General features: G+C 62.2%; 24 protein-coding genes. 15 read left to right on the forward strand and 9 right to left on the reverse strand.

Going from position 1 to position 26,023, the window contains the following annotated elements:
• Window positions 1-146: 146 nt before the first annotated feature.
• The 3 genes from ACTJKL_RS27810 to ACTJKL_RS27820 form a co-directional block, all read right to left on the reverse strand.
• Window positions 147-830: a LuxR C-terminal-related transcriptional regulator gene (locus ACTJKL_RS27810; protein ID WP_018096365.1), complete on the reverse strand. Its 684-nt coding sequence runs from the start codon at window positions 828-830 to the stop codon at window positions 147-149.
• A gap of 188 nt (window positions 831-1,018) precedes the next feature.
• Window positions 1,019-4,234 (reverse strand): sensor domain-containing protein, encoded by a 3,216-nt coding sequence (locus tag ACTJKL_RS27815; RefSeq protein ID WP_440854332.1) that lies wholly within the window; start codon window positions 4,232-4,234, stop codon window positions 1,019-1,021.
• A gap of 145 nt (window positions 4,235-4,379) precedes the next feature.
• The gene (locus ACTJKL_RS27820) at window positions 4,380-5,051 is read right to left on the reverse strand and encodes a protein-L-isoaspartate(D-aspartate) O-methyltransferase (RefSeq protein WP_100673251.1); all 672 of its coding nucleotides are present in this window, start codon (window positions 5,049-5,051) and stop codon (window positions 4,380-4,382) included.
• 295 nt (window positions 5,052-5,346) lie between these two features.
• On the opposite strand from ACTJKL_RS27820, the gene ACTJKL_RS27825 reads away from it, so the two are divergent.
• The 14 genes from ACTJKL_RS27825 (at window position 5,347) to nuoG (ending at window position 19,756) form a co-directional block, all read left to right on the forward strand.
• Window positions 5,347-5,847, forward strand: a complete 501-nt coding sequence (locus ACTJKL_RS27825; RefSeq protein ID WP_411927015.1) for an NADH-quinone oxidoreductase subunit J family protein — start codon at window positions 5,347-5,349, stop codon at window positions 5,845-5,847.
• Window positions 5,847-6,149, forward strand: a complete 303-nt coding sequence (gene nuoK, locus ACTJKL_RS27830; RefSeq protein ID WP_100673253.1) for an NADH-quinone oxidoreductase subunit NuoK — start codon at window positions 5,847-5,849, stop codon at window positions 6,147-6,149. The genes ACTJKL_RS27825 and nuoK overlap by 1 nt, the downstream gene beginning before the upstream one ends.
• 4 nt (window positions 6,150-6,153) lie before the next feature.
• On the forward strand, window positions 6,154-7,617 hold the full coding sequence (locus ACTJKL_RS27835; protein ID WP_440854333.1) for a monovalent cation/H+ antiporter subunit D family protein: 1,464 nt from the start codon (window positions 6,154-6,156) through the stop codon (window positions 7,615-7,617).
• Window positions 7,614-7,868 (forward strand): hypothetical protein, encoded by a 255-nt coding sequence (locus ACTJKL_RS27840; RefSeq protein WP_440854334.1) that lies wholly within the window; start codon window positions 7,614-7,616, stop codon window positions 7,866-7,868. Before ACTJKL_RS27835 ends, ACTJKL_RS27840 begins: the two co-directional genes overlap by 4 nt.
• The gene (locus tag ACTJKL_RS27845; protein ID WP_440854335.1) at window positions 7,861-9,621 is read left to right on the forward strand and encodes a Na(+)/H(+) antiporter subunit D; all 1,761 of its coding nucleotides are present in this window, start codon (window positions 7,861-7,863) and stop codon (window positions 9,619-9,621) included. Before ACTJKL_RS27840 ends, ACTJKL_RS27845 begins: the two co-directional genes overlap by 8 nt.
• Before the next feature lie 5 nt (window positions 9,622-9,626).
• On the forward strand, window positions 9,627-11,102 hold the full coding sequence (locus ACTJKL_RS27850) for an NADH-quinone oxidoreductase subunit M (RefSeq protein ID WP_440854336.1): 1,476 nt from the start codon (window positions 9,627-9,629) through the stop codon (window positions 11,100-11,102).
• A complete protein-coding gene (locus tag ACTJKL_RS27855; RefSeq protein ID WP_440854337.1) occupies window positions 11,099-12,538 on the forward strand; it encodes an NADH-quinone oxidoreductase subunit N in 1,440 nt (479 codons plus the stop codon). Before ACTJKL_RS27850 ends, ACTJKL_RS27855 begins: the two co-directional genes overlap by 4 nt.
• A gap of 196 nt (window positions 12,539-12,734) precedes the next feature.
• On the forward strand, window positions 12,735-13,100 hold the full coding sequence (locus tag ACTJKL_RS27860; protein WP_026168746.1) for an NADH-quinone oxidoreductase subunit A: 366 nt from the start codon (window positions 12,735-12,737) through the stop codon (window positions 13,098-13,100).
• Window positions 13,088-13,591, forward strand: a complete 504-nt coding sequence (locus ACTJKL_RS27865) for a NuoB/complex I 20 kDa subunit family protein (RefSeq protein WP_102763235.1) — start codon at window positions 13,088-13,090, stop codon at window positions 13,589-13,591. Before ACTJKL_RS27860 ends, ACTJKL_RS27865 begins: the two co-directional genes overlap by 13 nt.
• Window positions 13,588-14,151, forward strand: coding sequence for an NADH-quinone oxidoreductase subunit C (locus tag ACTJKL_RS27870; RefSeq protein ID WP_440854338.1), 564 nt, complete (start codon window positions 13,588-13,590; stop codon window positions 14,149-14,151). The genes ACTJKL_RS27865 and ACTJKL_RS27870 overlap by 4 nt, the downstream gene beginning before the upstream one ends.
• A 1-nt stretch (window position 14,152) precedes the next feature.
• Window positions 14,153-15,367 carry an NADH dehydrogenase (quinone) subunit D gene (gene nuoD, locus ACTJKL_RS27875; RefSeq protein WP_440854339.1) on the forward strand — a complete coding sequence of 405 codons (1,215 nt, stop codon included), beginning with the start codon at window positions 14,153-14,155 and terminating at the stop codon, window positions 15,365-15,367.
• An 18-nt stretch (window positions 15,368-15,385) separates the two neighbouring features.
• Window positions 15,386-15,895 (forward strand): NADH-quinone oxidoreductase subunit NuoE, encoded by a 510-nt coding sequence (nuoE, locus tag ACTJKL_RS27880; RefSeq protein WP_440854340.1) that lies wholly within the window; start codon window positions 15,386-15,388, stop codon window positions 15,893-15,895.
• A 3-nt stretch (window positions 15,896-15,898) separates the two neighbouring features.
• On the forward strand, window positions 15,899-17,164 hold the full coding sequence (gene nuoF / locus ACTJKL_RS27885; RefSeq protein ID WP_440854341.1) for an NADH-quinone oxidoreductase subunit NuoF: 1,266 nt from the start codon (window positions 15,899-15,901) through the stop codon (window positions 17,162-17,164).
• A 30-nt stretch (window positions 17,165-17,194) separates the two neighbouring features.
• Window positions 17,195-19,756 carry an NADH-quinone oxidoreductase subunit NuoG gene (gene nuoG / locus ACTJKL_RS27890; protein ID WP_440854342.1) on the forward strand — a complete coding sequence of 854 codons (2,562 nt, stop codon included), beginning with the start codon at window positions 17,195-17,197 and terminating at the stop codon, window positions 19,754-19,756.
• A gap of 91 nt (window positions 19,757-19,847) precedes the next feature.
• Here nuoG and ACTJKL_RS27895 read toward each other — a convergent pair whose 3' ends face one another.
• The 3 genes from ACTJKL_RS27895 to nuoH all read right to left on the reverse strand — a co-directional run bounded on the left by ACTJKL_RS27895 (window position 19,848) and on the right by nuoH (window position 21,951).
• The gene (locus tag ACTJKL_RS27895) at window positions 19,848-20,288 is read right to left on the reverse strand and encodes a CBS domain-containing protein (RefSeq protein WP_440854343.1); all 441 of its coding nucleotides are present in this window, start codon (window positions 20,286-20,288) and stop codon (window positions 19,848-19,850) included.
• Between the two features lie 42 nt (window positions 20,289-20,330).
• Entirely contained in the window at window positions 20,331-20,897 is a 567-nt protein-coding gene (locus tag ACTJKL_RS27900; protein WP_440854344.1) for an NADH-quinone oxidoreductase subunit I, read from the reverse strand.
• Window positions 20,898-20,964: 67 nt separating this feature from the next.
• On the reverse strand, window positions 20,965-21,951 hold the full coding sequence (gene nuoH / locus ACTJKL_RS27905; protein ID WP_018096347.1) for an NADH-quinone oxidoreductase subunit NuoH: 987 nt from the start codon (window positions 21,949-21,951) through the stop codon (window positions 20,965-20,967).
• 274 nt (window positions 21,952-22,225) lie between these two features.
• Here nuoH and ACTJKL_RS27910 point away from each other — a divergent pair, with 274 nt between their 5' ends.
• Entirely contained in the window at window positions 22,226-22,417 is a 192-nt protein-coding gene (locus ACTJKL_RS27910) for a DUF6494 family protein (protein WP_100673265.1), read from the forward strand.
• A 46-nt stretch (window positions 22,418-22,463) separates the two neighbouring features.
• Here ACTJKL_RS27910 and ACTJKL_RS27915 read toward each other — a convergent pair whose 3' ends face one another.
• From ACTJKL_RS27915 to ACTJKL_RS27925, 3 genes are read right to left on the reverse strand one after another with little or no spacing between them, the layout of a single operon-like run.
• Entirely contained in the window at window positions 22,464-23,384 is a 921-nt protein-coding gene (locus ACTJKL_RS27915) for an ABC transporter permease (protein WP_102763227.1), read from the reverse strand.
• Entirely contained in the window at window positions 23,384-24,448 is a 1,065-nt protein-coding gene (locus tag ACTJKL_RS27920) for an ABC transporter permease (RefSeq protein WP_440854345.1), read from the reverse strand. The genes ACTJKL_RS27915 and ACTJKL_RS27920 overlap by 1 nt, the downstream gene beginning before the upstream one ends.
• The gene (locus tag ACTJKL_RS27925; protein ID WP_440854346.1) at window positions 24,432-25,967 is read right to left on the reverse strand and encodes an ABC transporter ATP-binding protein; all 1,536 of its coding nucleotides are present in this window, start codon (window positions 25,965-25,967) and stop codon (window positions 24,432-24,434) included. Before ACTJKL_RS27925 ends, ACTJKL_RS27920 begins: the two co-directional genes overlap by 17 nt.
• Window positions 25,968-26,023: the final 56 nt, after the last annotated feature.

Here is a 26,023-nt window from a genome sequence, read left to right on the forward strand (position 1 = left end):
CGCGAAGCGGCGTCGGGATGAAACTCTCTGTCAAAACCGGCTGGCGCATTATCGTTCCACATACATTGACTGCTGTCGTCACTACGTCCTGGCGTGTATTTGCGCTATTCGTCCGGATGACCTAGAGGGCGGCCTATCCAAGCGGACTATTGTCGGTTTTCGGTCATCGGCAAAAGGCGCGCCCCGGCCGCGGCCGCCTCCTGGCGGTTCCTGACCCGCAGGCTTCGGAATAATGCTGCCATGTGGATCTTCACGGTGCCTTCGCCGAGTTTCAGCTTGCGGGCGATTTCCTTGTTCGAGAACCCCTGTACAAGGAGCTGCAAGACTTCGCGCTGCCTCGGCGTAAGGAATTCGATTGTACGGCGGCGTTCGTTCTGGTCTCCCGCGCCAGGCGCTGGCGTCTCTGCTTCGGAAGGGGAGGCGCGGCCTGCAATGGAGGGAGGGACATAGACCGCTCCGTTGAGAATGGCGCGAACTGCTTCGGCGAGGTCGGTGGCGCCAAGGCCCTTGGGGACATAACCGTTTATGCCTGCAGTCAGGGCGGAGAGGATATCCGATCGGCGCGACGATGCCGAAACGACCGCGACTTTCAAATCCGGGTGGACGTCGCGCACGGCAGCAAGGCTGGCGACGCTTTGCATGCCCGGCATCGCCAGATCGAACAATGCCAGCGAGACGTCTTCGCGCTCGGAAAGCCTCTCGATCGCCTCGTCGAGTGACCCGGTCTCGATAATCTCGGTAAAGCGCAATTTGCTCTTCAAAATGAAGCCAAGCGCAATCCTGAAGAATTCATCGTCATCGGCAATAAGTGCGACGCCTGAGGCATTCATTACGCTATCCCCGCTCGCTGGCTCACGCCACGGGTTTCCGAACCCGGCTCGACTTGCAACTAACGATCGTCTCGGCGAATGAGTTCCCGTCATTTCGATCAATGAGCAGTAGTAATTGGATTGTGCCACACACGCCGCGCGACGTGTAGGGCTAATTCCTGCCCTGCTCGGAAACTACGCCATTCGAGTTAGAGGGAACCGGCTGCGATCAGCTTGGAGATTTCCGCGGCGGGCAGGGGGCGCGAAAAGAGGTAACCCTGCACCTCATTGAAGCCTTCCGAATTCACCACCGCCAGCTGATCCTCCGTTTCGACACCCTCGACCGTTGTCGTCATGCCAAGGCTCTGCCCAAGGCCGGCGACGGCCTTGACGATCGCAAGCGACTCCTTGCCGTGCGGCAGGTCCCGGACGAAGGCCTGATCGACCTTGATCTTGTCGAAGGGAAAGCTGCGCAGGTACCCGAGTGACGAATAACCCGTTCCGAAATCGTCCATCGCGATCTTGACGCCGAGCCTTCGCAGGTCCTGTAGCAACTCGAGATTATGCTCGCTCTCATCCAGCAGAACCGTCTCGGTGATCTCCAATTGCAGACGAGCGGGATTAAGGCTGGTGGCGGAAAGGGCGTTGGCGACGGCCCGCACCAGGTTGCGATGCTTGAACTGGACAGGGGAGAGGTTTACGGCGACGCTCACATGTTCCGGCCAGCGCGCGGCTTGTCCACATGCCTCACTCAAAATCCATTCGCCGATCGGAACGATCAAGCCGGTCTCTTCGGCAATCGGAATGAATTCGGCCGGCGCGATCATTCCCCGTTGAGGGTGTCGCCACCGCAGCAACGCCTCGCAGCAGCTCACGCAGCGCGACTCCAGGCTCACCAGCGGCTGATAATGCAGCTCGAACTCTCCCCTCGCCAGCGCATCCCGCATTGCGATCTTCATCTGCTGGTGTGCTTGCAGCTGCGCATGCATCGCCACGTCGAAGAGCTTGTAGGTGCCGCGGCCGCTGGATTTCGCACTGTAGAGCGCGATGTCGGCCGCCTTGATCAGCTCATCTGCAGAGGTCCCGTCTTCCGGCGCAAAGGCAATCCCTATGCTCGTCCCCACAGTTGCGGCGACGCCCTCGATGCTGAAGGGTTCGGAAAGGGTATCGATCATCCGCTGTGCGAGGCGGAACGCTTCGTCACGTGACTTCGTCAAAGGTTGTATTATGGCGAATTCGTCGCCCCCAAGGCGCGCGACAGTCTCCGTGGTTCTGACGGATTGGATCAGCCTTTGAGAGACCTGACGCAGTAAAGCGTCGCCGGCGGGATGGCCGAGCGTGTCGTTGACGGCTTTGAAGCCGTCAAGGTCCAGGCACAGCACTGCCATACGGGCATGGCTGCTCTCGTTCAGCGCCTGCTCGAAGCATTCGCGGAAGAACATCCGGTTCGCGAGGCCCGTAAGCATGTCGTGCCTGGCCATATGCGCGATCTGCTTTTGGGCCAGCAGCGTGTCCTCTTCTGCGCGACGCCGCTCGGTTATGTCTCGGCAGAAAATGGAAATGCCGTCTTGCGTGGGGGAGGCATTCGCTTCGACCCACCGGCCGAGCGACGACAAATGGTCCTCGAAAAAGGAGCGGACCCGGCGGTCCATCACTTCGCGGCAATGCTTGGCGAAGCTCCCCTTTTCCTCTTCGGGGAAAAGCTTCCAGAACACTCTTCCCAGCGCCTCGTCTCCGACCTGCAGGAGCTTCCGAGCGTTCTCGTTGAGATAGCGCACGCGCCAGTCGGCGTCGAGCAGCATGACGCTGTCCATAGTGCTCTCGAGTACCGAAGAAAGTTGGTCGGCAGCGGCTTCGGCATGCCTTTGCGCACGACTGATTTCGTCGCTTGCTCGCTTCGCATCGGTAATGTCGCGCCAGAGCGACAGGATTCTGAACGGTTTTCCTCGATGGTCCGTGATCGGGGCCGAAATCACGTCCATGCATCTTTCTTCACCGCCGGCATCCCGAACGGAAATCTCGAAACGCGCTGTCTCCCCGCGTCTGACGCTTTCCCATGCGGCCTCGACCTTGTCGGCGTCGGAAGCTCGCCCGATGGAGTCCCATGTCTGCCCCGTCACCGGAGCACCCTCATCCAGTCCGAAGATACGCCGCCCGGCCTCGTTCATAAGCAGCGGCCGTCCCTCCATGTCGAGCACGCGCACACAGTCGGGACTGCTGTCAAAAATGCTTCTGATAAACGCCTGAGCTTCCTGCTGAGCTACCTCCGCGGCTCGCCGTTCCGTGATGTCGAGAACGGACCCGACATAACCGAGGAACGTTCCGTCGGCGGAGAAGCGCGGTTGCCCGACGTCGATGACCCATGCCCAGCTTCCATCGGCCCGTCGCAACCGGTACTCGCTGTGCACCGGTTCCTTGCCCGCAGTCGCCCTGAAGAATATTTCCTCGACTGCCTGCCGATCATCGGGATGGATGACGTCGACCCAACCGAAACCGAGCGCCTCGGCCTCTGTTTGCCCCGTCGTTTCCAACCACAAGCGATTGAAGAAGCTCGTGTCGCCTGTGGGGTCGGCAACCCAGATCATCACGGGCGCGTTGTCAGCGATGGCTCGAAAGCGGGCCTCGCTTTCGCGCAAGGCGTCGGCGGCGCGTCGCCTTTCGTCGATATCTTCCAGGAGGCCGTACCAGCGCACGATTTTTCCATCCGCGTCTCGCTTTGCGGCTGCGCGAGCGCGGAACCAGCGATAATGGCCGGTCCGGGTCAAAAGCCTGTATTCGCAGTCGAATGGTGCGCCGCTTGCCAGGGAGCGGTGCCATTTCTCTTCCAAAGATTGCGCGTCCTGCGGATGAACGGCTTTGGCCCATCCACTGCCGAGCGTTTCTTTTTCGCCCAGACCAGTCAGTTCGCTCCATCGCGGGCCAACCTCCAGGACCTCTCCCGCCGTGTTTGCGGTCCAGGGAACTTGCGGGTGAAGGTCAACCAGAGAGCGATAGTGCTCCTCGCTCGCCCGGAGAGTCTCTTCGGTCCTGCGCAGGTCGGTGATATCCACGATCGTCACGACCACGAACTTTTCCCCGGTCGGACCGGCGGGAATGCTCACGCACCGCTTTTTCGTCAGGAGCGTGCGCTGTGTCCCATCTGGCGTCGTGATTTGCTCTTCGAGCTCGTGGCCTTCGCCTGTCGAAAGCACGACCCTGTCGAGCGAGACGATCCTGTCTGCCTGCTCCCCCGGTAATATGTCGTGGTCGGTCCGTCCGATGAGCTGGTTCCGGTCTTTGCCCAGAAGCTCGCAAGCCGCGTCGTTGATGAAGACGAACCGTGACGCATCGTCCTTGACGATCACCGCTTCGGCAATGCCATCCATAAGCCGGTGAAGGAGATCATGGGGCCTATGGGAGGGCGGTTCGGGCGTCGGTGCGTTCATGACACGACACTCAGATTGGTGAGGCGCTGTATCGCATTGGAAGAAAGCCCCCGCTAGGTTGTGCAACCTGGGTCAACTGCTCGCGACCGCAAATTGTTCCCGCAGAAAGACACGAGCCTCTTGTGTTTCAAGGATAGGCGCGCGCTTAGGCCGCTTCGAGCCGGCTGAACCGAACCGGGATAAGTTGCCGCGCCGCGAATTTCCCGGCCGAATCCTTGTCGATGACGGTCAGCACCTGTTCTTCCGAGCCGACAGGAAGAACAAGGCGGCCCATTGGCTTGAGCTGCTCGAGCAAAGCCGGGGGCGGCTGCTCAGCGGCCGCCGTGACGAGGATCTTGTCGAACGGAGCGTGCTCGGGCCAGCCGCGAGAACCATCGCCGATACGAATGCCGACATTCGACATGCCGAGGCCGTGCAGGAGAGCTTCGGCCTGACCTGCGAATTCCTCGATGATCTCGACGCTCCAAACTTGGCCGGCGAGTTGCGCGAGGATTGCGGTTTGGTAGCCCAGGCCGGTGCCGATCTCGAGCACGGCCTCATGCGGCTGGGGAGCAAGGAGATCGGTCATGAGAGCGACCATGAAGGGCTGCGACACGGTCTTATCGAAGCCGATCGGAAGCGGCATGTCCTGGTAGGCAAAGGGCGCAGCCGGGACCGGCACGAAAAGATGCCGGGGCACCCGCAGCATCGCTGCCATCACCCGTTCGTCGAGCGCCGCCTTGCCGAGTTCTTCGCTTGCAAGGTCGGCATAGATTGCGACAACCTCGACCATGTGCCTGCGCAGAACCGCGAGATGCTCTTCGTTCATTGGCTTCATGAGGGCGGGCTCTCCTCAGCCAGTCGGCCGGCAAATGGGCCTCTAGACATTAAAGGGTGACCGACATGCAATAGCAAGATTAAATGGCAACAATGGGCTGAGCGATCCGGCGCGTCGTAGGCAATCTCAGAAGGTGTAAGCCGACGGTCGCGCAAGCGCGGACAGAGCATCGGGGATTTGTCAAAGCGACAATAATCTTGTGAAAGACCCGATACTAGGGCACAATTTGTGAGTGCGGCGCTATCTCGACTCCGGCCGTCTTGCGCCGAGAGTTCGTGGCGAAAGGTCGGCGTCGATGCATCAGGGGTTCTTTCTTCTGTTCGCTACGGTGTCCGTGGTCACAGCCCTGACACTGGTTCTGGCGCGCAATCCGGTTCACAGCGCATTGGCGCTGATGGCGTGCTTCCTGCAGATTTCGGCAATCTTCGTCATGCTCGGTGCGCCGCTGCTCGCGGTCATCCAGATCTTCGTCTATGTCGGCGCGATCATGGTCCTGTTCCTGTTCGTGATCATGATGGTCGACGTGCGCGAAGCGGTGCTGCAGCGCTTCATGCCGGGCGGCAACCTGCCGGCGCTCGCGCTGCTCGTCCTGCTCGGTGCCGAGATGGTCGTGCTGGTGCTCTGGAGCGATCGCTTAACCGCAACGCCGCCCGTTTCCGAGCGCGGCGGCGATGCGATCAGGGATCTCAGCAAGACGCTCTTCTCCGACTATCTCCTGCCGTTCGAAGTCGCCTCGGTCATCCTGCTCGCGGCCCTCGTCGGCGCCATCGTGCTGGCGCGGAAGGAACCTGGCTGATGGTCCCGCTCTGGTGGTCGATCCTGCTCGGAGTGGCCCTGTTCGTGATTGGGGCGGGGGGCGTCCTGCTGAGGCGCAATATCCTGATCGTGCTGATGTCGCTGGAGCTCTTGCTCAATTCGGTCAACATCAATTTCATCGCCTTCGCCCAGTACTACGACGATTTCCGCGGACAGATCTTCGCGATCTTCGTCATCGCGATCACCGCGGCGGAGGTTGCCGTGGCCCTCGGCATATTGGTCGCGCTGGTGAGGAACAAGTCCACCCTCAAGGTAGACGACGTCACCATTATGAAAGGATAGCGGCTTGGACCCGGTGATATCGACCCGGCCGCTGCTCGCCGTCGCCATCGCCGGACTGGCGGCCCTCGCCATCCTCTTTCTCCACAAGCGCGAGAAACTCCGCGACGCGGTATCGCCGGTCGCAGCGGTCGCCATGTTTGCGATCGTCGTCTCCATGGCGCCCACGGTACTGGCCGGCGGCACTGTCGAACTGCGCCTGTTCGAGATCCTGCCGGGGATCGACTTCGCTTTCCGCGCCGATGCGCTCGGCATGGTGTTCGCCACGGTCTCGTCGCTTCTATGGATCGTGGCCGCGGTCTATTCCATCGGTTACATGCGCCACTTGCACGAGCATGCGCAGACCCGCTTTTTCGCATGCTTCGCCACCAGCCTCGCGGCCGCGGTGGGCGGCGCCTTCGCCGCGAATCTGTTCACGTTGGTTATCTTCTACGAGGTGCTGAGCCTCGTCACCTATCCGCTCGTCTACCACCACGAAGACGAAGACGGATGGCGGGGCAGCCGCAAGTATCTCGTCTATCTGATGGGCGCTTCGAAGAGCGTGCTTCTCGCTGCCTTGGCGCTGACCTACCACATCGCCGGGTCGCTCGACTTCGTGGCGGGCGGGCTGCTGGCCGGCGCCAATGCCTCGGCGACGCTGCTCGCGGTCGTCTATTTCTGCTATCTTTTCGGCTTCGCCAAGGCGGCCGTAATGCCGATGCATGCCTGGCTGCCCGCCGCAATGGTGGCGCCGACGCCAGTCAGCGCGCTCCTGCATGCCGTGGCGGTCGTCAAGATGGGCGTCTTCTGCGTGCTGCGGGTGATCTTTCATGTCTTTGGTGTCAGCATGGTCGGGGAACTGGGCCTCGGCATCGCCACGGCCTATCTGGTCTCGTTCACCATCCTGATGGCGTCGGTCTACGCGCTGACGCGGGACGACCTGAAGGCGAGGCTCGCCTATTCGACCGTCAGCCAGCTCTCCTACATCGTCTTGGGCGCGGTACTGCTATCGCCGCTGGCGATGGTCGGCGGCATCATCCACATCGCGGCGCATGCATTCTCCAAGATCACGCTCTTTTTCTGCGCGGGATCGATCTATTGTGCGTCCGGAAAACGCAATATCAGCGACATGGCCGGCATCGGCCGCAGGCTTCCCTGGACGATGGGGGCATTCTTCGTCGCGTCGCTGAGCATGATCGGGATCCCGCCGACGGCAGGGTTCGTCAGCAAGTGGTATTTGGCGGAGGGCTCGGTAGAGGCCGGGCAGATGGCTTTCCTCGCCGTGCTGCTCGCAAGTTCGGTCCTCAACGCCGCCTATTTTCTGCCGGTCAGCTACACCGCCTTTTTCGAGTCGGAGACCAAGGAGAGCCGGGCGCCGGTTCGCGAGATCCCGCTGGTCACGATCCCGCTGGTCGCGACCGCGATCCTGTCGGTGCTGATGGGCATCTTCCCCTACTATTTCCTCACCCTCGCGGACGGAGTGATCCGATGATCAAGCCTGTCGTCGATTTCTTTGGTGATGCGCAATATGCGAGGTCGCGCCGGCGGCTGTTCTATCTGGTGCTCGTTTTGGTCGTCGTCGCCGACTTCCTGGTTCGCCGCGACCACGCCGAATACCTGTGGGAGCGCCTGCCGGGCTGGTCGGCGGCGTACGGTTTCGGCTCCTGCGTGCTGCTCATCTTCGTTTCCAAGCTTCTCGGCCACCGCGCCGGGCTGATGCGGCGCGAGGACTATTATGACTGATTTCGTCCATCCGGCCCTCATCTTCATTCTGGGCGCTCTGCCGATCCCGTTCTTCACGGGACCGGTGCGTAAAGCCTATCTCGTGCTGATCCCGGTACTGGCGGTCGTCGTCGTCCTGGCGATAGAGCCCGGCAGTTATGGCGAGACGCAGTTCCTCGGCCAGGAAATTCTGATTGCGAAGGTCGACCAGCTCAGCACCGTCTTCGCTACCGTCTTCACCATCATGGCGCTGATCGGGACGGTCTATGCATTGCACCTTTCCGGCGCCGGCCAGCATGTAGCCGCCTTCGTCTATGTCGGCAGCGCGCTGGGCGTGGTGTTCGCAGGCGACTATCTGACCCTCTATCTGTTCTGGGAGGGCATGGCATTCGCGTCGGCTTATCTGGTCTTCGCTCAAGGAGGGGGACAGGCGATCCGCGCTGCCTTTCGGTATCTCATGGTCCACGTCACCGGCGGCGTCATCCTGCTCGGTGGAATTCTGCTCCATGGGGCAGCCGCAGGCTCGCTGCTCTTCGGTCCGGTCGAGGGCGCTTTGGACGCGGGTACCTACCTCATTCTTGCCGGCTTCCTGCTCAACGCGGCGGTGCCGCCGCTCAATGCCTGGCTGACCGATGCCTACCCGGAGGCGACCGTCACCGGCGCGGTGTTCATGAGCGCCTTCACGACCAAGACCGCCGTCTACGTGCTGGCGCGGGCGTTTCCGGGTATCGAACTGCTGGTCTGGCTCGGCACGGTGATGGCGCTCTACGGCGTCATTTATGCGGTGCTGGAAAACGACTGCCGCCGCCTTCTTGCCTATCATATCGTCAGTCAGGTGGGCTACATGGTCGCGGGCATCGGCATCGGCACCGAGCTGGCGGTGAACGGGGCCACCAGTCACGCCTTCGCGCACATCCTTTACAAGGGGCTTTTGTTCATGGGGGCCGGGGCGGTGATCTACGTCACCGGCCGGCGCAAGCTCACCGAGCTTGGCGGGCTCTACAAGGCAATGCCGCTGACGGTAGCGCTCTATATGATCGGCGCCTTTGCGATCTCGGCATTTCCGTTCTTCTCGGGTTTTGTCAGCAAATCGATGGTGATAGCCGCGGCAGGGCAGGATCATCGCGCGCTGGTGATGCTGGCGCTGACGATGGCGTCGTCCGGGACGTTCCTGCACACCGGGCTCAAGCTCCCCTATTACATGTTTTTCGGTACCGACCGGGGGCTGCAGGCACGGGAGCCGCCCGGCAACATGCTGGTCGCGATGGGCATGGCGGCAGCGCTCTGCATCGCCATCGGCGTATTCCCCGGCCCGCTCTATGCGCTTCTGCCCTATCCTGTCGATTTCGAGCCCTATACCGGCGTCCACGTGACCGAGAGCCTCGGGATCCTGATGTTCACGGCTTTGGGCTTCGTGATCTTCCTTCGGGCGCTCGATCCCGAGAACACGATCAGCCTCGATACCGACTGGTTCTACCGCAAGGGCGCCCGCGCCTTCATGTGGTTCGCAGAAAGACCGTTGGCGCAGTATGAGAAGGCGGTCAGCGACGTGTCGGAGACTGCGGTGCTGCCCTTCCTGCACGGCTCGGCGCGCACGGGGGTGCGGCTCGATCTCAATGGCGTGGACGGCGTCGTGAATGGTTTCGCCCGATCGATCCTTGACGGCGGCAGCGTATTGCGACGTTGGCAGAGCGGCGTCGTCACCCATTACGTGCTGGCGATGATCGCCGGTCTGATCGCAGCCATCCTCGTCTTTGCGGTGATGTGGAGGTAGGCACGATGTCGATCCCGCTGCTGAGCCTCATCGTCTTCCTGCCCGTCGTCGGGGCGGCGGTGGTGGTGTTCATGCGCAGCGACGATGCGGTGCGGTGGACGGCGCTCGGTTTCGGCATTGTCGATCTCGCTCTCTGCATCGTGATGCTGGCCGGTTTCGACACGACGACGCACGAAATGCAGTTCACCGAGAGCCGTCCCTGGGTGCCCGCGCTCGGGATCACTTATGCGCTCGGCGTCGACGGCATCAGCGCGCTCTTCCTGTTCCTGACGGCGCTGTTGAGCTTGATCTCCGTGCTCGCTTCCTGGGTGGCGGTCGACCGCAAGGTGAAGGAGTTCATGATCAGCCTGCTGATCATGCAGGCGCTGATGCTCGGTGTCTTCTGCGCGCTCGATCTGTTCCTGTTCTACGTCTTCTGGGAGGCGATGCTGATTCCGATGTATCTGATCATCGGCGTCTGGGGCGGCGAAGGCCGGGTCTATGCGGCGTTCAAGTTCTTCCTCTACACGCTGGCCGGCAGCATCCTTTTCCTGATCGGCGTCATCGTGCTCTATTTCCAGGGGGGCGAGACCTTCGACATACTCGCCCTGACGGCGCAGGATCTGCCCTTCGGCGTTCAGTCCTGGCTGTTCTTCGCCTTCCTGGTGGCCTTCGCCGTCAAGGTGCCGATGGTGCCGGTGCACACCTGGCTGCCGGACGCACATGTCCAGGCGCCGACGGCGGGCAGCATCATTCTCGCCGGCGTGCTCCTGAAGATGGGCGCCTACGGGTTCCTGCGCTTCTCGCTGCCGATGCTGCCGGAAGCATCGCTCTATTATTCGACGCTTATGCTCGTGCTTTCGGCTCTTGCGATTGTTTATGGCGGCTTGCTGGCGCTGGCTCAGGACGACCTCAAAAAGCTGGTGGCCTATTCCAGCATCAGCCATATGGGATTTGTGACGCTCGGGATTTTCGCGCTGAATCTGCGCGGGCTCGAGGGCAGCATCCTGCAGATGTTTAACCACGGGATAACGACTGGCGCATTGTTCCTGTTCGTGGGCCTGATCTACGAGCGCACCCATACCCGCAGCATCGCGAATTACGGCGGGCTGATGAAGGCGGCGCCGGTCTATACCGCCTTTCTTGCGCTCTTCACCCTGTCTTCGATGGCGCTGCCGGGGACGAACGCTTTCGTCGGCGAACTGCTGGTGCTGTCAGGCGGGTTTGCGGCAAACCTCGCCGCGGGCGCCGCGGCCGTAGTGGGTGCGTTGCTGAGTGCCGCCTACCTGCTCGGCATGTACGGGAAAGTGGCGCTTGGTCCGGCGAATGTGACTGCCAGGTACAAGATAAACGACGTGAATGGCCGCGAGCTGGCTGCCATTCTGCCGCTCGCCGTCTTTGTGCTCTGGGTCGGGCTCTATCCGCGACCCTTCCTCGGGATCATCGATGCGTCGGTGCGAAATCTGCTGGTGCAGGTACACGGTGAAGGGAGCGGTCAATGACTGCTGCCGCGCTTCTCCAATGGGTCCTGGCGAGCGTCCCCGAAATCATCGTGGTCACCGGTGCCTGCATCCTGCTGATTGTCGGAGAGCTTGTGCGCAAGGGGCGGGACGAACTGCTTCTGTGGGCTTCGGTAGCGATCGTGCTCCTCGCCGCGGTGGCCACGCTCATGCTGGCAGGCGAGATACGGCCAGCCTATGCGGGCATGTTCATTTCCGACCGCTTCGCCGTCTTTTTCAAGTTGTTGTTTTATCTAGCGACCATCCTGACCTTTTTCCTGTCGCGGAAATACGCCGAGATCGAGGGGATCGGCAGGAGCGAATATTATGTCCTGCTGCTCTTCGCCCTTGCGGGGATGATGATTATGGCCTCGGCGATCGACCTCCTGTCGATCTATGTGGGTCTCGAGCTGATGGTGCTCTGCACCTATGTGCTGACAGGCTTCCTGCGCAAAGAGCGGCGGTCGAACGAGGCGGCGTTGAAATATGTGATCCTCGGCGCAGTATCGACGGCGATTTTCCTTTATGGCGTTTCGCTCATCTACGGGCTCACCGGTACGACCCAACTGGACCGGATGGCTGAGGCGGTGAGCGGCGGTCCACTCGATCCCGCCCTGCTGCTGGCGGTCGTTTTCATCGTTGCGGGGCTCGTCTTCAAGATCGGCGCCGTGCCGTTCCATATGTGGGTGCCGGACGTCTACGAAGGCGCTCCCACGACGATCACTGCCTTCATGTCGGTCGCGCCCAAGGCGGCCGGGTTCGCGGTGATTCTCCGGGTGTTCCTCAATCCTCTCGTCGAGGTCTCGAACGCCTGGATCATCGTCGCGGCCATTGCGGTGGCAACGATGGCGCTCGGCAGTTTCGTGGCGCTGGTGCAGGACAATTTCAAGCGTCTGCTCGCCTATTCCAGCATCGCCCATGCGGGTTTTGCTATTTTCGGTGTGGTGGCCGGCGGCCAGGACGGGATCGCCAGCGTGATGCTCTATCTGCTCATCTACACTTTCATGAATCTCGGCATTTTCGGCGCCGTGATCATGATGCGGAACGGCGATTTATCCGGCGAGGTCATCGAAGACTACGCAGGTTTCGCCAAGTTCCATCCCGGGCTCGCGCTTCTGATGCTCCTTTATCTCTTCTCGCTCGCCGGCATCCCGCCGACGGCCGGTTTCTTCGCCAAGTTCTACGTGCTGGTCGCGCTGGTGGAGCGAGGTTTCGTCGTGCTGGCGGTGATCGCAGTCCTGCTCAGCGTCGTCGCCGCCTATTTCTATATCCGCATCGTGATGGTGATCTACATGCGCGAGCCGGAAAGGACGTTCGAACCTGCGCTGACGCCGCTCGTCCGTGCGACGCTCGCCTTCACCGCAGCCGGCACGATCGGCATCGGCCTGTTTCCGGCGTGGTTCCTGAGGCTTGCTCAACAGTCGGCTTTCGGAGGGTAAGGCGGGTCTTCTGCAGGAGGGCCAATTCGGATCATACATTACTAATCAATTGGATTTGCATTGATCCGCCCGACGGCATAGACTCGCCCTGGAGGAAGAGGATTGCCCAGACCGCCTCTCGGGGCGCCGGCATCCCCGGTTCCGAAGGGACCGATCGCGGCTGAGAAAAGCCGCTGATTGGCCAAGGCCAAACGCTATGACGGCAATGGAGTTCCTGCCGGTTCTGTTCATGGTTACCGGGATAGTCCTGGTGGCGACGGCGACGCTTTTCGTCTCCTCGCTGCTGCGTCCGTCCAATCCCTATCCCGAAAAGAACGCCCCTTATGAATGCGGTATGGAGGCGGCGGGCGAGGCCGCGGGCGGCCGCTTCCGGGTTCCTTTCTTTATCCTCGCCATCCTCCTCGTGGTCTTCGATGTCGAAGCGATGTTCCTCTTTCCCTGGGCGGTCGTCCTGAAGGAGATCGGCATCGTCGGCTATATCGAGATGTTCGTCTTCATGCTGCTGCTGCTTGTGGGCTTCGCCTATGCCTGGCTGAAGGGGGCGCTGGAATGGCAGGAATAAACGACGCGATCCGCGACAGCGTACTGTTCACCACGGCCGACAGCATCATCGGTTGGAGCCGGAGGTCGGCCTTGTGGCCCGAAACCTTCGGCATTGCCTGCTGCGCCATCGAAATGATCTCGGCCGGCTGCGCGCGCTACGACCTCGACCGGTTCGGCGTGGTGTTCCGGCCTTCTCCGCGGCAATCCGACGTGATGATCATCGCCGGCACGGTCACGCGGAAATTCGCGCCCGTCGTGCGGCGGCTTTACGACCAGATGCCGGAACCGCGCTGGGTGATTGCGATGGGGACCTGCGCGATTTCGGGCGGAGTCTACAACACCTATGCCGTGGTGCAGGGATCGGAAACCTTCGTCCCCGTCGACGTGCATGTTCCGGGCTGTCCGCCGAGGCCGGAGGCGCTGATGCACGGCTTTCTCCTGCTTCAGGAGAAGATCAGGAGGTCCCGCGCACTCACCGGGTCCCCCCTGGGACGGGTTGTAGCATCATGACCGGGGAGCGGCGTGTCGATCTCGCGGCGATCATCGGGAGCTTCGCTGGAGCAGTCGAGAATCTCGGCGCCGCGCATGGTATCTGCGCCTTTGCCGTCCAACCGGAGCAGATCGTCGACTTCTGTCGATTCCTGAAAGAACACCCGGCGCTTGAGTTCGATTTTCTCTCCGACATATGCGGCGTCGATCACTACCCCGAAACGCCGCGCTTCGAGACGGTTTACCACCTCTATTCGCTGAAGAACAAATGGCGCGTGCGCATCAAATGCCGGCTCGGCGATCCACCGCGTGTTCCCTCTGTTGCGGGAGTCTGGCGAACCGCCAACTGGCATGAACGCGAGGCCTGGGACATGTACGGCATCCGTTTCGAGGGGCATCCCGATCTGCGTCGCATCTATATGTGGGAAGGCTTCGAGGGCTTTCCGCAGCGCAAGGATTTCCCCTTGAGGGGTTACAAGGACAAACTGAACCCCTTCGGTGCCGAGGGGCCGCCGCCGACCCATCCGGACCTCGCCACCAGAGATATACCGCAAGGAGGCCGTCAGACGCCGGAGAGTTGAGATGACCGAAGTCACCGAGCTCATGAGGCCGGAAGGCGAAGCGCTCAATACCAAGGAGGTGCTTCTCAATCTCGGTCCGCAACACCCGAGCACCCACGGGGTTCTGCGGCTCGTGCTCCAACTCGACGGCGAATATGTCGAACGCGTCGACCCGCATATCGGCTATCTGCACCGCGGCACCGAAAAACTGGCGGAGAGCTTCACCTATACCCAGATCTTCCCGCTGACCGACCGGCTCGACTATCTCTGTCCGCCTTCGAACAACCTGGCCTTCGCGCTCGCCGTGGAGAAGCTGCTCGGCATAGAGGCCCCGATCCGGGCGCAATATATCCGCGTGATGATGGCCGAACTCGCACGGATTTCCGGCCATCTCCTGATCACCGGCGCGCTGCCGATGGACCTGGGCGCCATGACGGCGCTGCTTTATGCCATGCGCGAGCGCGAAATGATCATGGACCTATTGGAGATGATCACCGGTGCGCGCATGCACACCTCCTACTGCCGCGTCGGCGGAGTACGCGAGGACGTGCCCGACGGGTTCCTTCCGAAGATCAGGGAGTTCTGCGAGATCTTCCCGAACAGGATCCGCGACTACGAGCGCCTGATAGAGAACAATCGGGTGTTTCTCAGCCGCACGCAGGGGATAGGCGTGATCTCCGCAAAGGACGCGATCGACCTCGGCTTGAGCGGGCCGAACCTGCGTGCCTCCGGCGTCGACTGGGATATCCGGCGCGACGAACCCTATGAAATCTATGATCGGCTCGATTTCAACGTCATCACGCGCGAGGAGGGCGATTGCTATGCGCGCTGGCTTTGCCGCGTCGACGAGATGCGCGAGAGCATCCGCCTCATCGAACAATGCATGGAGCAGATGCCGGAGGGGCCGTTTCAGGTTGATATCCCGACGATCGCCTTCCCCGTCGACAAAGAGCGCGTGCATTGCTCGATGGAGGCCCTGATCCAGCATTTTGATCTCTCCGCCTATGGCTTCGACGTGCCGAAAGGCGAGGTCTATTCGGTGATCGAGGCGCCCAAGGGAGAACTCGGCTTCTACATCATCAGCGACGGATCGCCGAAGCCGTTCCGCATGAAGGTGAGGGCGCCTTCCTTCGTCAATCTTCAGGCACTCTTCGGCGTGACCAATGCACGCTACCTCGCCGACATGATCGCCGTGCTCGGCAGTCTCGACCCGGTGATGGCGGAGGTGGACAAGTAGCAGGGAGGATCGGACGCGATGAGCATGCGCGAAGAGATCGAGGCGGCGGCGGCACGATACCCCGAACGGCGGTCGGCGATCATGCCCGCGCTCATGATCGCGCAGAAGGAGCATGGTCATCTGCCCGGGCCGGTGCTCGAAGACGTCGCCGAGATTCTCGGCGTCGAACGCGTCTGGGTCTATGAACTGGCGACCTTCTACACGCTCTTCCATACCGAGCCGATCGGCAGGTTCCACCTGCAACTCTGTGACAATGTCTCCTGCATGCTGTGCGGATCCGAGGCGCTGCTGAAGCATCTGGAAACGACACTGGGGATCAGGAAGGGCGAAACCACCCAGGACGGTGCGTTCACGCTTTCGACCGTCGAATGTCTCGGGGCTTGCGAAATGGCTCCGGTGATGCAGGTCGGCGACGATTACCACGGCAACCTTGATCCCGCGCGGCTCGATGCGCTGCTGGAGAGCTTCCGCGCGGCGGAGCGGGCGGCGAACATCGAGCGCGCTGCTGCGCCGGCGCCAGGAGAATAAGCCATGTTCGAGCCGGTCCTGCTCAGGAATGTCGATGTGCCGGACGGTCATCTGCTGTCGACCTATGAGGCCGGCGGCGGCTACCGGGCGCTCCGGAAGGCGCTCGGCGAATATACGCCGGACCAGATCGTCGACCTCGTCAAGGAATCCAACCTGCGCGGCCGCGGGGGTGCCGGGTTCCCGACGGGCATGAAGTGGAGCTTCGTGCCGAAAGCGGCCGGCAAGCCGAAATATCTCTGCTGTAACGCCGATGAGGGGGAACCCGGCACCTTCAAGGACCGCATCATCATGGAGCGCGACCCGCATCAGCTCATCGAGGGTCTGGCGGTCAGCGCCTATGCAATCGGGGCCGAGACGGCTTACGTCTACATTCGTGGAGAATATGTGACGGCTATTCGCCGCATGGAACAGGCGATCGCCGAGGCCCATGAAAACGGCTGTCTGGGCACCGGCATTCTCGGCTCGAACTTCAATTTCATGGTCTACATCCATCGCGGTGCCGGCGCCTATATCTGCGGCGAGGAGACCGCAATGCTCGAGTCACTCGAGGGCAAGCGGGCGCAGCCGCGACTGAAGCCGCCGTTTCCGGCCGTGGCCGGGCTCTACGCCAGTCCCACCGTCATCAACAATGTCGAGACGCTTGCCTGCGTGCCGCATATCGTGATGCGCGGACCGGCGTGGTTTCGCGGCATAGGGCCGGACAGGAGCCCCGGCCCGAAGCTCTACTGCCTCAGCGGTCAGGTTCGCAAACCCGGCCTCTACGAGCTGCCGATGGGCATATCGCTGCAGGAACTCGTCGAGGAGCACGCCGGCGGACCCCTGCCGGGGCGAAAGGTCAAGGCGGTGATTCCCGGTGGGGTATCGGCGCCGATTATCCCGGCGAGCGAGCTCGAGGTGGGCATGGATTTCGACTCGCTGGCTGCCGCCGGTTCGATGCTCGGCTCGGCAGGCGTGGTCGTGATCGACGACTCGACCTGCATGGTCAAGCTCGCCACGCGGATCATCGAGTTCTTCCACCATGAATCCTGCGGCAAGTGCACGCCATGCCGGGAAGGTTTGGACTGGGTCGTGAAAGTTCTGCGGCGCATCGAGGCAGGCGAGGGTGAAACGGGCGACCTGGAGCAGTTGGAGATGCTCTGCAAGGGTATTTTCGGCAACACGTTTTGTGCCCTGGGCGACGGTGCGGCCATGGGATTGCGGGCCGCACTCAAGCATTTCCGCGAGGAGTTCGTCGCCCATATCGAAGAGCGGAGGTGCCCTTTCCACTGAAACGGGCACACGGCCGATCTGGGAGGAAGTATGGTCAAGGTCACGATCGACGAACAAACGCTGGAGGTCGAGGCTGGCTCCACGGTGCTCGCCGCCGCCGAGCGTCTGGGCATCGACATTCCCACCTTCTGCTATTGGAAGCGCCTGCCGCCACTCGCCTCGTGCCGCATGTGTCTGGTGGAGATCGAGGGACTGCGGCGGCTGCAGCCGGCCTGCGCCACCGTGGCCTCGGACGGCATGGTGGTTCGGACAAATACGCCGCTGATCGAGGAAACGCGCTCGTCGATGCTCGACATGCTGCTCGCCAATCACCCGCTCGATTGCCCGATCTGCGACAAGGGCGGCGAGTGCGAACTTCAGGACATGGTCATGGCGTATGGGCCCGGCGAAAGCCGGTTCCGCGACCCAAAACGCGTGTTCCATTCGAAGGACATCCGTCTGAGCCCGGTCATCATCATGAATGTCAACCGGTGCATCCAATGCCAGCGCTGCGTGCGCATGTGCGAGGAGGTGGTGGGCGCGGTGGCGCTAGGCACGGTGGAAAAGGGCATGGATACCGCCGTCACCGGCTTCGAGGGGAGTCTTGCGAGCTGCGACCAGTGCGGCAATTGCGTCGAGGTCTGCCCGGTCGGCGCGCTGATGAGTTTCCCCTATCGTTACCGGGCACGGCCCTGGGATCTCGCCGAGACCGACACGATCTGCCCGCATTGCGGCACCGGATGCCAGCTCACCGTCGGAGCGCGCAAAGGCGAGTTCATGCGGGTCCGCTCGGACTGGGAACATGGCGTCAATCGCGAAACGCTCTGCGTGCGCGGCCGCTTCGGCCTCGACTTCATCGAAAGCCGGGATCGCATCAAGCGGCCGATGATCCGCCGCGACGGCGCGCTGACGGGGGTGTCATGGGAGGAGGCGGGCGATTTTGTCCGCCAGCGCATCGGTGTAATGGAGGGCAAGGCCGCCGGCGGGCTCATCTCGCCGCGTCTGCCGAACGAGGTGCTCTACCAGTTCCAGAAACTGATGCGGACGGTGTTCCGCACCAATAACGTCGACTGCTCGTCGCGTTGGTCCACGCCCCTCGACATCCTGGCGCCGCTGGTGGCAAGCTTTTACAGCCGCGGCCCTCTTGAACAGGTGATCGGCAAGGACTGCGTGCTCATCATCGGCGGCAACGTGACCGAGGAGAACCCGGTCACCGAATACCTCCTGCGCGATGCCGCGCGCCGGCGGCATACCCGCTTGCTCATGCTTTCGGCGCGGCCATCGCGGCTTGATGCCGATGCGGCGGCGGTCCTGCGCGCCCATCCCGGCGGCGAGGCTCGGAGCCTTGCCGCGCTCGTGGCTGCTCTCGTGGCCGTGAGCGACGAGGGCTTGCCGGACGATATCCTTGCGAAGACCAGCGGGACGATCACCGGGTCCGACGCCAATGACGCGTTGGGCCGTCTGGTTTCAACGCTCAAGGAAGGTCGGAGCGTCACCCTCCTGGTGAGCGTCGATCTGCTGAGATCACCGCTGGCACGGGAGACGCTGCAGCAGCTGGGCAATCTTCTCCAGCTCCTGCGCCTGCTCGGCAAGGAACCCTCGCTGCAGTTTCTCTTCGATCGTGCCAATCAGATGGGCGCCTGGGACATGGGTGTTCTGCCCGGAGTTTTGCCGGGCCTTGGCCCTGTCGCCGATGAGGCGACGCGCACGGAGTTCGCACGGAGCTGGGGCGCCGAGATCCCCCGCGAACCGGGCGCCGATTTCGACGCGATGCTGGAACTCTGCGTAAACGGGCGGATGGGCCTGCTCTATGTGGTCGGAAGCGACCCGCTGATGTCCTATCCCGACCGGGAGTTCGTCGAGCGCGCACTCGGTACCGCCAATCTCCTGATCGTGCAGGACGCGTTTCTCACCGATACGGCGGGACTGGCCGACGTGGTGCTGCCCGCAGCCGGTTACGGCGAAGAATCCGGCACCTTCACCAACAATGAGGGCCGGACCCAGGCGCTTCGAAAATTCCGCGAACCGGCTTTTGATGCCAGGAGCAATCTGGCGATCTTCGACTTTATCGCGGCGCTTCGGGAGCAGCCGCTGCAGCCATCGACCGAGACCGCCATCTTCGACGAGATGACCCGGTTGGTTCCCGCCTATGAAGGCTTGACGCGGGAAGGGCTTGGTGCCGACGGTGCCTTCACCACGTCAGCCCCGCAGCCATGGGCAAGCGGGTTCTTCGCTCCTCCGTCTGCTCCTGGGGTGACGGACGTGCTCCAGCTGATCACCGGCAACTGCCTGTTCCACAATGGCTATGTTTCCGAGCGCTCGGAAACCCTGAATTCGGTCGCCGACGACCCGTTTATCGAAATGAGCGCTCAGGATGCCACGCGACTCGGCCTTTCGGACCGGGATCAGGTGCTCGTGCGGTCCGCCCGGGGCGAGCTGACGGCGAAGCTCAAGGTCAACAGGCGCTTTCCGGACGGGCTCGCGTTCGTTCCCGAAAACTACCGCGCCCTGCGGCTCAACAGTCTGATGCGGCGGGGAGAGTATCCATGTCCGGTGGAGATCTGCGCCTGCGCGAGGCGCGCAGAATCCGCTCTGGAGGAAGACCGGGTCTGATTGCATCCGGATCTGCGGGGCAGAGGGGGTATTTGCTGCAGCCTTGCTGTTGATCGGTGAACTCTCAGGCAATCTGCGGCAGGCGATTTCGTCAGCGATAGTTGGCTCCGCAAATGTAGTCGTGCATGTCCCGCTCCGCTTGCAATGCCTCTTCGAGCCGGTGTTTGACCACGTCGCCGATGCTGACCACGCCGACGGCATCGTTGCCGTCCATGACCAACACATGGCGCGTGCGCCGCTCGGTCATGATCGACATGACGAAGGGCAGGAAATCCTCCGTCGAGCAGGTCGCGACAGTGCGGTTCATGATTTCTCCCACCCGCATCAGCGGTGCTTCGGTGCCGTACTCGGCCACGGCATGGCAGCAGTCCCGCTCCGAGAGCGTGCCCAGGCATTCTCCTAGCGAACGGCCGACGACGACGAAGCCGATATTCCTGTCGCGAAACAGCCGCAATACTTCGACCATCGTGTGGTCCGGCGTGACCGAGACGATTTCGGGAGACTTGCTTCCCAGGATTTGGCAGATGTGCATCTGAGCCTCCAGTCCCTGCTTCGGCGCGACCCCGGCGCGCCTTCACTTTCGTCGAATATTCCGCCACCAATTGTACCCGCGCGGCTCGCTGGCCTGGACCAGAACATCCCGTTCGGTGTTCAGGCGCGCAGCGACGACACCGCCGCCGGCCATCGCCTTGCCTGGCTTGGCGAGCAGATCGTCACGGCCGATCACCAAGTCGCGCGAGGAGAAACTCGAAAATTCATATTGTTGGCCAAGAGCGATCGCGTCCGCCGGGCAGGCGTCCTCGCAGAGCCCACAGAAGAGACAGCGGGCCGTGTCGATCTCGAATTTGGCCGGGCGCCGGTTGCCCTTCTCGTCCTCGTAGGGGACCACTTCGATGCAGTCGCAGGGACAGATCCGCGCGCAGAGCTCGCAGGCGACGCATTTGATCTCTCCCTCGGCGTCACGTTTGAGGAAATGGTGCCCGCGATAACGCGAATAGGGCAGCCACTTCTCCTTATCCGGATATTGCATGGTGACGGGTCTGGAGAACATGTAGCCGAAGGTCAAAGCCAAACCATTTGCCAGATCGGCGAAGAAGGCCCAGCCGATCCATCTTCCAGCTTTGTCCAGTGCGTGCGACATGGCCGCCTCGCTGCGGCTCCTGAGAGTCGTCTTGCATGTCCCCGCCGGAGCTTCCGGGCGGCATGCATCAAGAGAAAACAACACCGCTGATGATTATGTTCGCCAAAGACAGGGGAAGCAAGACCTTCCAGCCGATCGCCATCAGTTGGTCATAACGGTAGCGGGGGAAGGTGAAGCGGAACCACATGAACAGATAGACGAAGAAGGCAACCTTCAGCAAAAACCAGAGGAGCGGCGGCAGCGGAATGAGCACGCCGTTCCACCCGCCGAAGAACAGGATCACGGTGAGGACCGACACCAGCACCATCACGACATATTCGCTGACCATGAACAAGGCGAAGCGGATGCCGCTATATTCGGTGTGGAACCCGGCTCCCAGATCGCCTTCGGCTTCCGCCAGGTCGAAAGGAATTCGCTGCGCTTCTGCAAGTCCTGCGACGAAGAACACGAAAAATCCGATCGGCTGATAAACGATATTCCAGACATCGGTTTGCGCCCGCACGATGTCGAGCAGGCTCATGGATTGCGCCAGCATGACGACGCCGATGACCGCGAACCCCATCGGAATTTCGTAGCTGATCATTTGCGCGCAGGTCCGCAGAGAACCAAGCACGGCATATTTGCTGTTGGCCGCCCAGCCGCCGAAGATGACGCCATAGACCTCCAGCCCGATCACCGCGAAGACGAAAAGCAGCGCTACGTTCAGGTTGGAAATGTAGAGCGTGATCTCGTTGCCGAGAACCGAAACGGTTTCGCCGAAGGGGATCGCGGCAAACACCACGAAGGGCGGGGCAAGCGCCAGGATCGGAGCCAGTTTGAACAGGAAGCGGTCGGCTTCGGCCGGGATATGATCCTCCTTGGTCAGGAGCTTGATCCCGTCCGCCACCGGCTGCAGCAGTCCGTGCCAGCCCACGCGCATCGGTCCCATCCTCTGCTGCATGTGCCCGGCGATCTTGCGTTCCAACCAAGTCAGCGGCAGGGGCAGCAACAGCAGGATCGCGATCAGCAAGGCGACCTTGAAGACGATCACGCCGAGAGCGACGATAAGTTCCATGACTTTGCGTCCGTTGCCCAGCCCCGCGCGTGCTGTCGGACGCGCAAAGCACGTGGCACCTTGGATCGCTGCATGACATCATCCTTGGCGGTTAGGTCTCTAAGGCAGCATGCAGCAGCGCGCTTTGCGCACCTGTCAGCCTCACGGTACAGCCGTCACGCTCCACTTGCAATGAGGCGGCAGGAACCGGCGCCGACAGCATCCGCGCGGTCGCTTGCTTCCTTGTTCACTCCCATTCTCCTACAATCACTTCCACACACAGAGGAGTCCTGCCATGAGCGAAGATGCCTTCAATATGTCGATCCGCAAGTTCCTGAAGGAAGTCGGAGTCACCTCGCAGCGAGAGATCGAGGAGACGGTGCGCAACGGGCAGATCGCAGGCAAGACGCTGAAAGTCCGCATGACGCTGACGGCGGAAGGCACCGGCCTCAATCATGTAGTGGCGGGTGAGATCGAACTGCCATAACGCGAGAACGGGAAGCTCCGGCGTCCCCGCCACTTTGCCTTGAACGCTAGCTCGCCGCCCGGAATGGCTTTGCCAGCGACGCCGGGAAATGCAGCGTCAGCAATTGGCGATTTTGCGAGATGATCACGAGGACTATGATAGTCGCGAGATAGGGAAGCGCCGAGAGCAGCTCCGAAGGGACCGCGATGCCGAGGGCCTGGCCCTGCAGCTGCAGGATCGTCATGCCGCCGAAAAGCCAGGCGCCGATCAGGACGCGCAGCGGCCGCCATGTCGCAAAGACGACCAGTGCCAGCGAGATCCAGCCTTTGCCGGCCGTCATGTTTTCCACCCAGAGCGGCGTGTAGGCGACCGAGAGATATGCCCCGGCAAGGCCAGCCATCAGACCACCGAACAGCACCGCCAGATATCTGATCCTGATGACCGGATAGCCGATCGCGTGCGACGTTTCGGGCGACTCTCCGATGGTGCGCAAGATGAGGCCGCCCTTGGTACGGTAAAGGAACCAGGTGATGAGGCCGAACATCGCGATTGCCAGATAGACCATCGGATCGAAGCGGAAGAACATCGGCCCGATCACCGGAATATCGGAGAGAAAGGGGATATGGACGCGCTTCAGCGCATCGATCGGCGCGCTGCCGAAACCGCGCCCGAGAAAGGCCGAAACCCCCGACCCGAATATGGCGAGCGCCAGGCCGGCAGCATATTGGTTGGTCAGGAACGTCAGCGCCAGCACCCCGAAGAGAAGCGAGGTGGCGGCACCGGCGAGTGCCCCGGCTGCGATGGCTACGGGCATCGGCAGGCCGGCGATCACCGCCCAGAAGGCGAAGGCCGCCCCCATCAGCATCATGCCTTCGAGGCCCAGGTTGAGCACTCCGGACTTCTCGACGACGAGCTCGCCAAGCGCTGCGAATATCAGTGGCGTCGCCGCGATAATGGTTCCGGTGAAAATGGCAATGAAAAGATCCATCAGGCGTGCTCCGGAAGGCGAAGACGGTAGTAGATGAAGAAATCGGCGGCCAGCAGGAAGAACAGGAGGATGCCCTGGAAGATGCGAGTGAGCGCCGCCGGCAGGCCGAGGGTCATCTGAACGGTCTCGCCGCCGAGGAAGAGGAGCGACATCAGCAGTCCCCCGAGCACGATGCCGAAGGCGTTCAGCCGTCCGATGAAGGCGACGATGATGGCGGCAAAGCCGTAACCGGGCGAGATCTGGGGCGATAATTGTCCGAGCGGACCGGCCACTTCCGCCATACCGGCGATGCCTGCCGCCGCGCCGCCCGCAAGCAGCCCTGTCCAGACTGCGGAGGATTCGCGAAAGCCCGCATAGCGTGCCGCCAGGGGGGCGGCGCCGCTCACCGACATCTTGTAGCCGAGGAAGCTGCGATCGGTGAAGAGCCACATCAAGACGACTGCCACGACCGTGATGAAGATCGACGGATTGAGCCGGTAGGCATAATCGAAAGGTTCGAACATCGCCGCCGCCGGCAGGAGCGCCGTTTGCGGATAGTTGAACCCGGCCGGATCGCGCCACGGGCCGTGGACCAGAAAGGACAGCAACAGCGTCGCGATATAGGTCAGCATGAGCGTGACGAGGATCTCGTTGGTGTTCATGCGGGCTCTGAGAAATGCCGGGATCGCTGCCCATGCCATGCCGGCGCCTGCGCCTGCGAGAAACATGAGGGGAATGAGGAGCGGGCTCTCGGGCTCGGGATAGAAGAGGCCGACGCCACAGGCTGCGACAGCGCCGATAATGAGTTGCCCCTCGGCGCCGATGTTCCAGATGTTGGCACGGAATCCGACGGCCAGTCCGCAGGCGATCAGGATCAGAGGCGAGGCCTTGAGCAGCCACTCCGAAAGGCCGTTGATGGAATTGATGGGCGCGACGAAGAAGGCGTGCAGCGTCGCCAGCGGATCATAGCCGAGCGCGGCAAACAGTAAGGACCCTGCAAGGAAGGTCAGCACCGTGGCGACCACCGGAGCGGCGATCCGCATCTGCGCGGATGGTTCCTGCCTTTGTTCAATCCTCAAGGGCAACTTCGGTTCTCCTCGTTTCGCCATGGCCGACCCGGGTCATCAAGAGGCCGATCTCTTCGCGATTGGTTTGCTTTCTGATCAATGGCGGCGAAACGCGGCCGTTGGAAATGACCAGCAACCGGTCGCAGATCTCGAACAACTCATCGAGCTCTTCCGATACGACCAGCACCGCTGCGCCGGCGCGGCTGAGATCGACGAGCGTCTGGCGGATGAAGGCGGCTGCACCGACATCCACGCCCCAGGTCGGCTGGGACACGAGAAGAACCTTCGGCTCCAGGGTGAGCTCGCGCCCGACGATGAATTTCTGCAGGTTGCCCCCGGAGAGGCTTTGCGCGCTCGCTTGCGGTCCATTCGCCTTTACCTTGAAGCGCTCGATAACGCGCCTCGCAAAATCGCCGGCCCTCCTGCGGTCGACGAGGGCGTTGCGTACGAGGCCAGCCCGGTGGGCCGTCAGCACGGCGTTCTCCCACAGGGAGTGGGGCGGCACCGCGCCACGGCCGAGGCGTTCCTCCGGGACGAAGGCCATGCCGAGCTTGCGCCGTTCGCCGGCGCTGAGATGGCCGGACGGTCTGCCGCCGATGAGGATCGTCTCCGCACGCGGATGGGTCCGCTCGCCGCTCAACAGCGCGATCAGCTCCGCCTGGCCGTTACCCGACACACCGGCCAGTCCGACGACCTCGCCGCCATGCACTCCGAGGGATACATCCGTCAGCTCGGTGCCGTACTTGTCCCGGGCGGGAGCGGACAGCCCGCGGACTTCCAGCAGCGGCTTGGCGCTGGGGGCCGAAGGGCTCACATGCATTTGCGGAAGCTGCGAGCCGACCATCATCCGGGCGAGCTCCAGCGATGTCGATTCCTTGGGTTTTGCCGTGCCGGTCACCTTGCCGTTGCGCAGCACCGTGGCGGTGTCGCAAAGTTCCTGCACTTCATCGAGCTTGTGGCTGATATAGACGATGCTGCAGCCTTCGCTTGCCAGTTGGCGAAGCGTTTCGAAGAGCTTCACCACGGCTTGCGGCGTAAGCACCGAGGTCGGCTCGTCCAGGATCAAAAGCTTGGGTGACTGCAGGAGGCAACGTACGATCTCCACGCGTTGCCGCTCGCCGACGGAGAGATCGTGCACCCTGCGGTGCGGATCGATGGGCATGCCGTAGCGCGCCGACAAGGCCTTGATCTCAGCCGCGAGCCGGTCGAGATCGAAAGTGCCTTTGACCGCCAGGGCGATATTCTCGACCACCGAGACGGATTCGAATAGCGCGAAATGCTGGTAGACCATTTCGATCCCGAGCGAGCGCGAGATTGCGGGATTGTGCGCCTCGATCCGTCTGCCGTCGCAATAGATCTCGCCCGAGTCGGCTTGAGCTGCGCCATAGATGATCTTCATCAGCGTCGATTTGCCGGCGCCGTTCTCTCCGAGGACGGCGTGTATCTCTCCCGGCAGGATCGACAGCGAGACGGCGTCGTTCGCGACGGTACCGGGATAGCACTTGGTAATGCTGCGCAGTTCGAGGCGGGGGATCATGGCCGCTCCTGCCGTGGTTGTGCGTTGGCGACGACGTGGCCGCGACGCGGATTCCG

This window comes from Sinorhizobium sp. 22678, assembly GCF_052044265.1.
GTDB lineage: Bacteria > Pseudomonadota > Alphaproteobacteria > Rhizobiales > Rhizobiaceae > Sinorhizobium > Sinorhizobium meliloti_A.

Excerpts from the sequence above, each read along its gene's own strand:
- nuoG (WP_440854342.1), top strand. The coding sequence starts at position 17,195 with ATGGTCAAGGTCACGATCGACGAACAAACGCTGGAGGTCGAGGCTGGC.
- ACTJKL_RS27850 (WP_440854336.1), top strand. The coding sequence starts at position 9,627 with ATGTCGATCCCGCTGCTGAGCCTCATCGTCTTCCTGCCCGTCGTCGGG.
- ACTJKL_RS27810 (WP_018096365.1), bottom strand. The coding sequence starts at position 830 with ATGAATGCCTCAGGCGTCGCACTTATTGCCGATGACGATGAATTCTTC.
- ACTJKL_RS27865 (WP_102763235.1), top strand. The coding sequence starts at position 13,088 with ATGGCAGGAATAAACGACGCGATCCGCGACAGCGTACTGTTCACCACG.
- ACTJKL_RS27820 (WP_100673251.1), bottom strand. The coding sequence starts at position 5,051 with ATGAAGCCAATGAACGAAGAGCATCTCGCGGTTCTGCGCAGGCACATG.
- ACTJKL_RS27870 (WP_440854338.1), top strand. The coding sequence starts at position 13,588 with ATGACCGGGGAGCGGCGTGTCGATCTCGCGGCGATCATCGGGAGCTTC.
- nuoE (WP_440854340.1), top strand. The coding sequence starts at position 15,386 with ATGAGCATGCGCGAAGAGATCGAGGCGGCGGCGGCACGATACCCCGAA.
- ACTJKL_RS27910 (WP_100673265.1), top strand. The coding sequence starts at position 22,226 with ATGAGCGAAGATGCCTTCAATATGTCGATCCGCAAGTTCCTGAAGGAA.
- nuoH (WP_018096347.1), bottom strand. The coding sequence starts at position 21,951 with ATGGAACTTATCGTCGCTCTCGGCGTGATCGTCTTCAAGGTCGCCTTG.
- nuoD (WP_440854339.1), top strand. The coding sequence starts at position 14,153 with ATGACCGAAGTCACCGAGCTCATGAGGCCGGAAGGCGAAGCGCTCAAT.
- ACTJKL_RS27845 (WP_440854335.1), top strand. The coding sequence starts at position 7,861 with ATGACTGATTTCGTCCATCCGGCCCTCATCTTCATTCTGGGCGCTCTG.
- nuoF (WP_440854341.1), top strand. The coding sequence starts at position 15,899 with ATGTTCGAGCCGGTCCTGCTCAGGAATGTCGATGTGCCGGACGGTCAT.
- ACTJKL_RS27925 (WP_440854346.1), bottom strand. The coding sequence starts at position 25,967 with ATGATCCCCCGCCTCGAACTGCGCAGCATTACCAAGTGCTATCCCGGT.
- ACTJKL_RS27860 (WP_026168746.1), top strand. The coding sequence starts at position 12,735 with ATGACGGCAATGGAGTTCCTGCCGGTTCTGTTCATGGTTACCGGGATA.
- ACTJKL_RS27855 (WP_440854337.1), top strand. The coding sequence starts at position 11,099 with ATGACTGCTGCCGCGCTTCTCCAATGGGTCCTGGCGAGCGTCCCCGAA.
- ACTJKL_RS27840 (WP_440854334.1), top strand. The coding sequence starts at position 7,614 with ATGATCAAGCCTGTCGTCGATTTCTTTGGTGATGCGCAATATGCGAGG.
- ACTJKL_RS27915 (WP_102763227.1), bottom strand. The coding sequence starts at position 23,384 with ATGGATCTTTTCATTGCCATTTTCACCGGAACCATTATCGCGGCGACG.
- nuoK (WP_100673253.1), top strand. The coding sequence starts at position 5,847 with ATGGTCCCGCTCTGGTGGTCGATCCTGCTCGGAGTGGCCCTGTTCGTG.
- ACTJKL_RS27900 (WP_440854344.1), bottom strand. The coding sequence starts at position 20,897 with ATGTCGCACGCACTGGACAAAGCTGGAAGATGGATCGGCTGGGCCTTC.
- ACTJKL_RS27895 (WP_440854343.1), bottom strand. The coding sequence starts at position 20,288 with ATGCACATCTGCCAAATCCTGGGAAGCAAGTCTCCCGAAATCGTCTCG.
- ACTJKL_RS27815 (WP_440854332.1), bottom strand. The coding sequence starts at position 4,234 with ATGAACGCACCGACGCCCGAACCGCCCTCCCATAGGCCCCATGATCTC.
- ACTJKL_RS27825 (WP_411927015.1), top strand. The coding sequence starts at position 5,347 with ATGCATCAGGGGTTCTTTCTTCTGTTCGCTACGGTGTCCGTGGTCACA.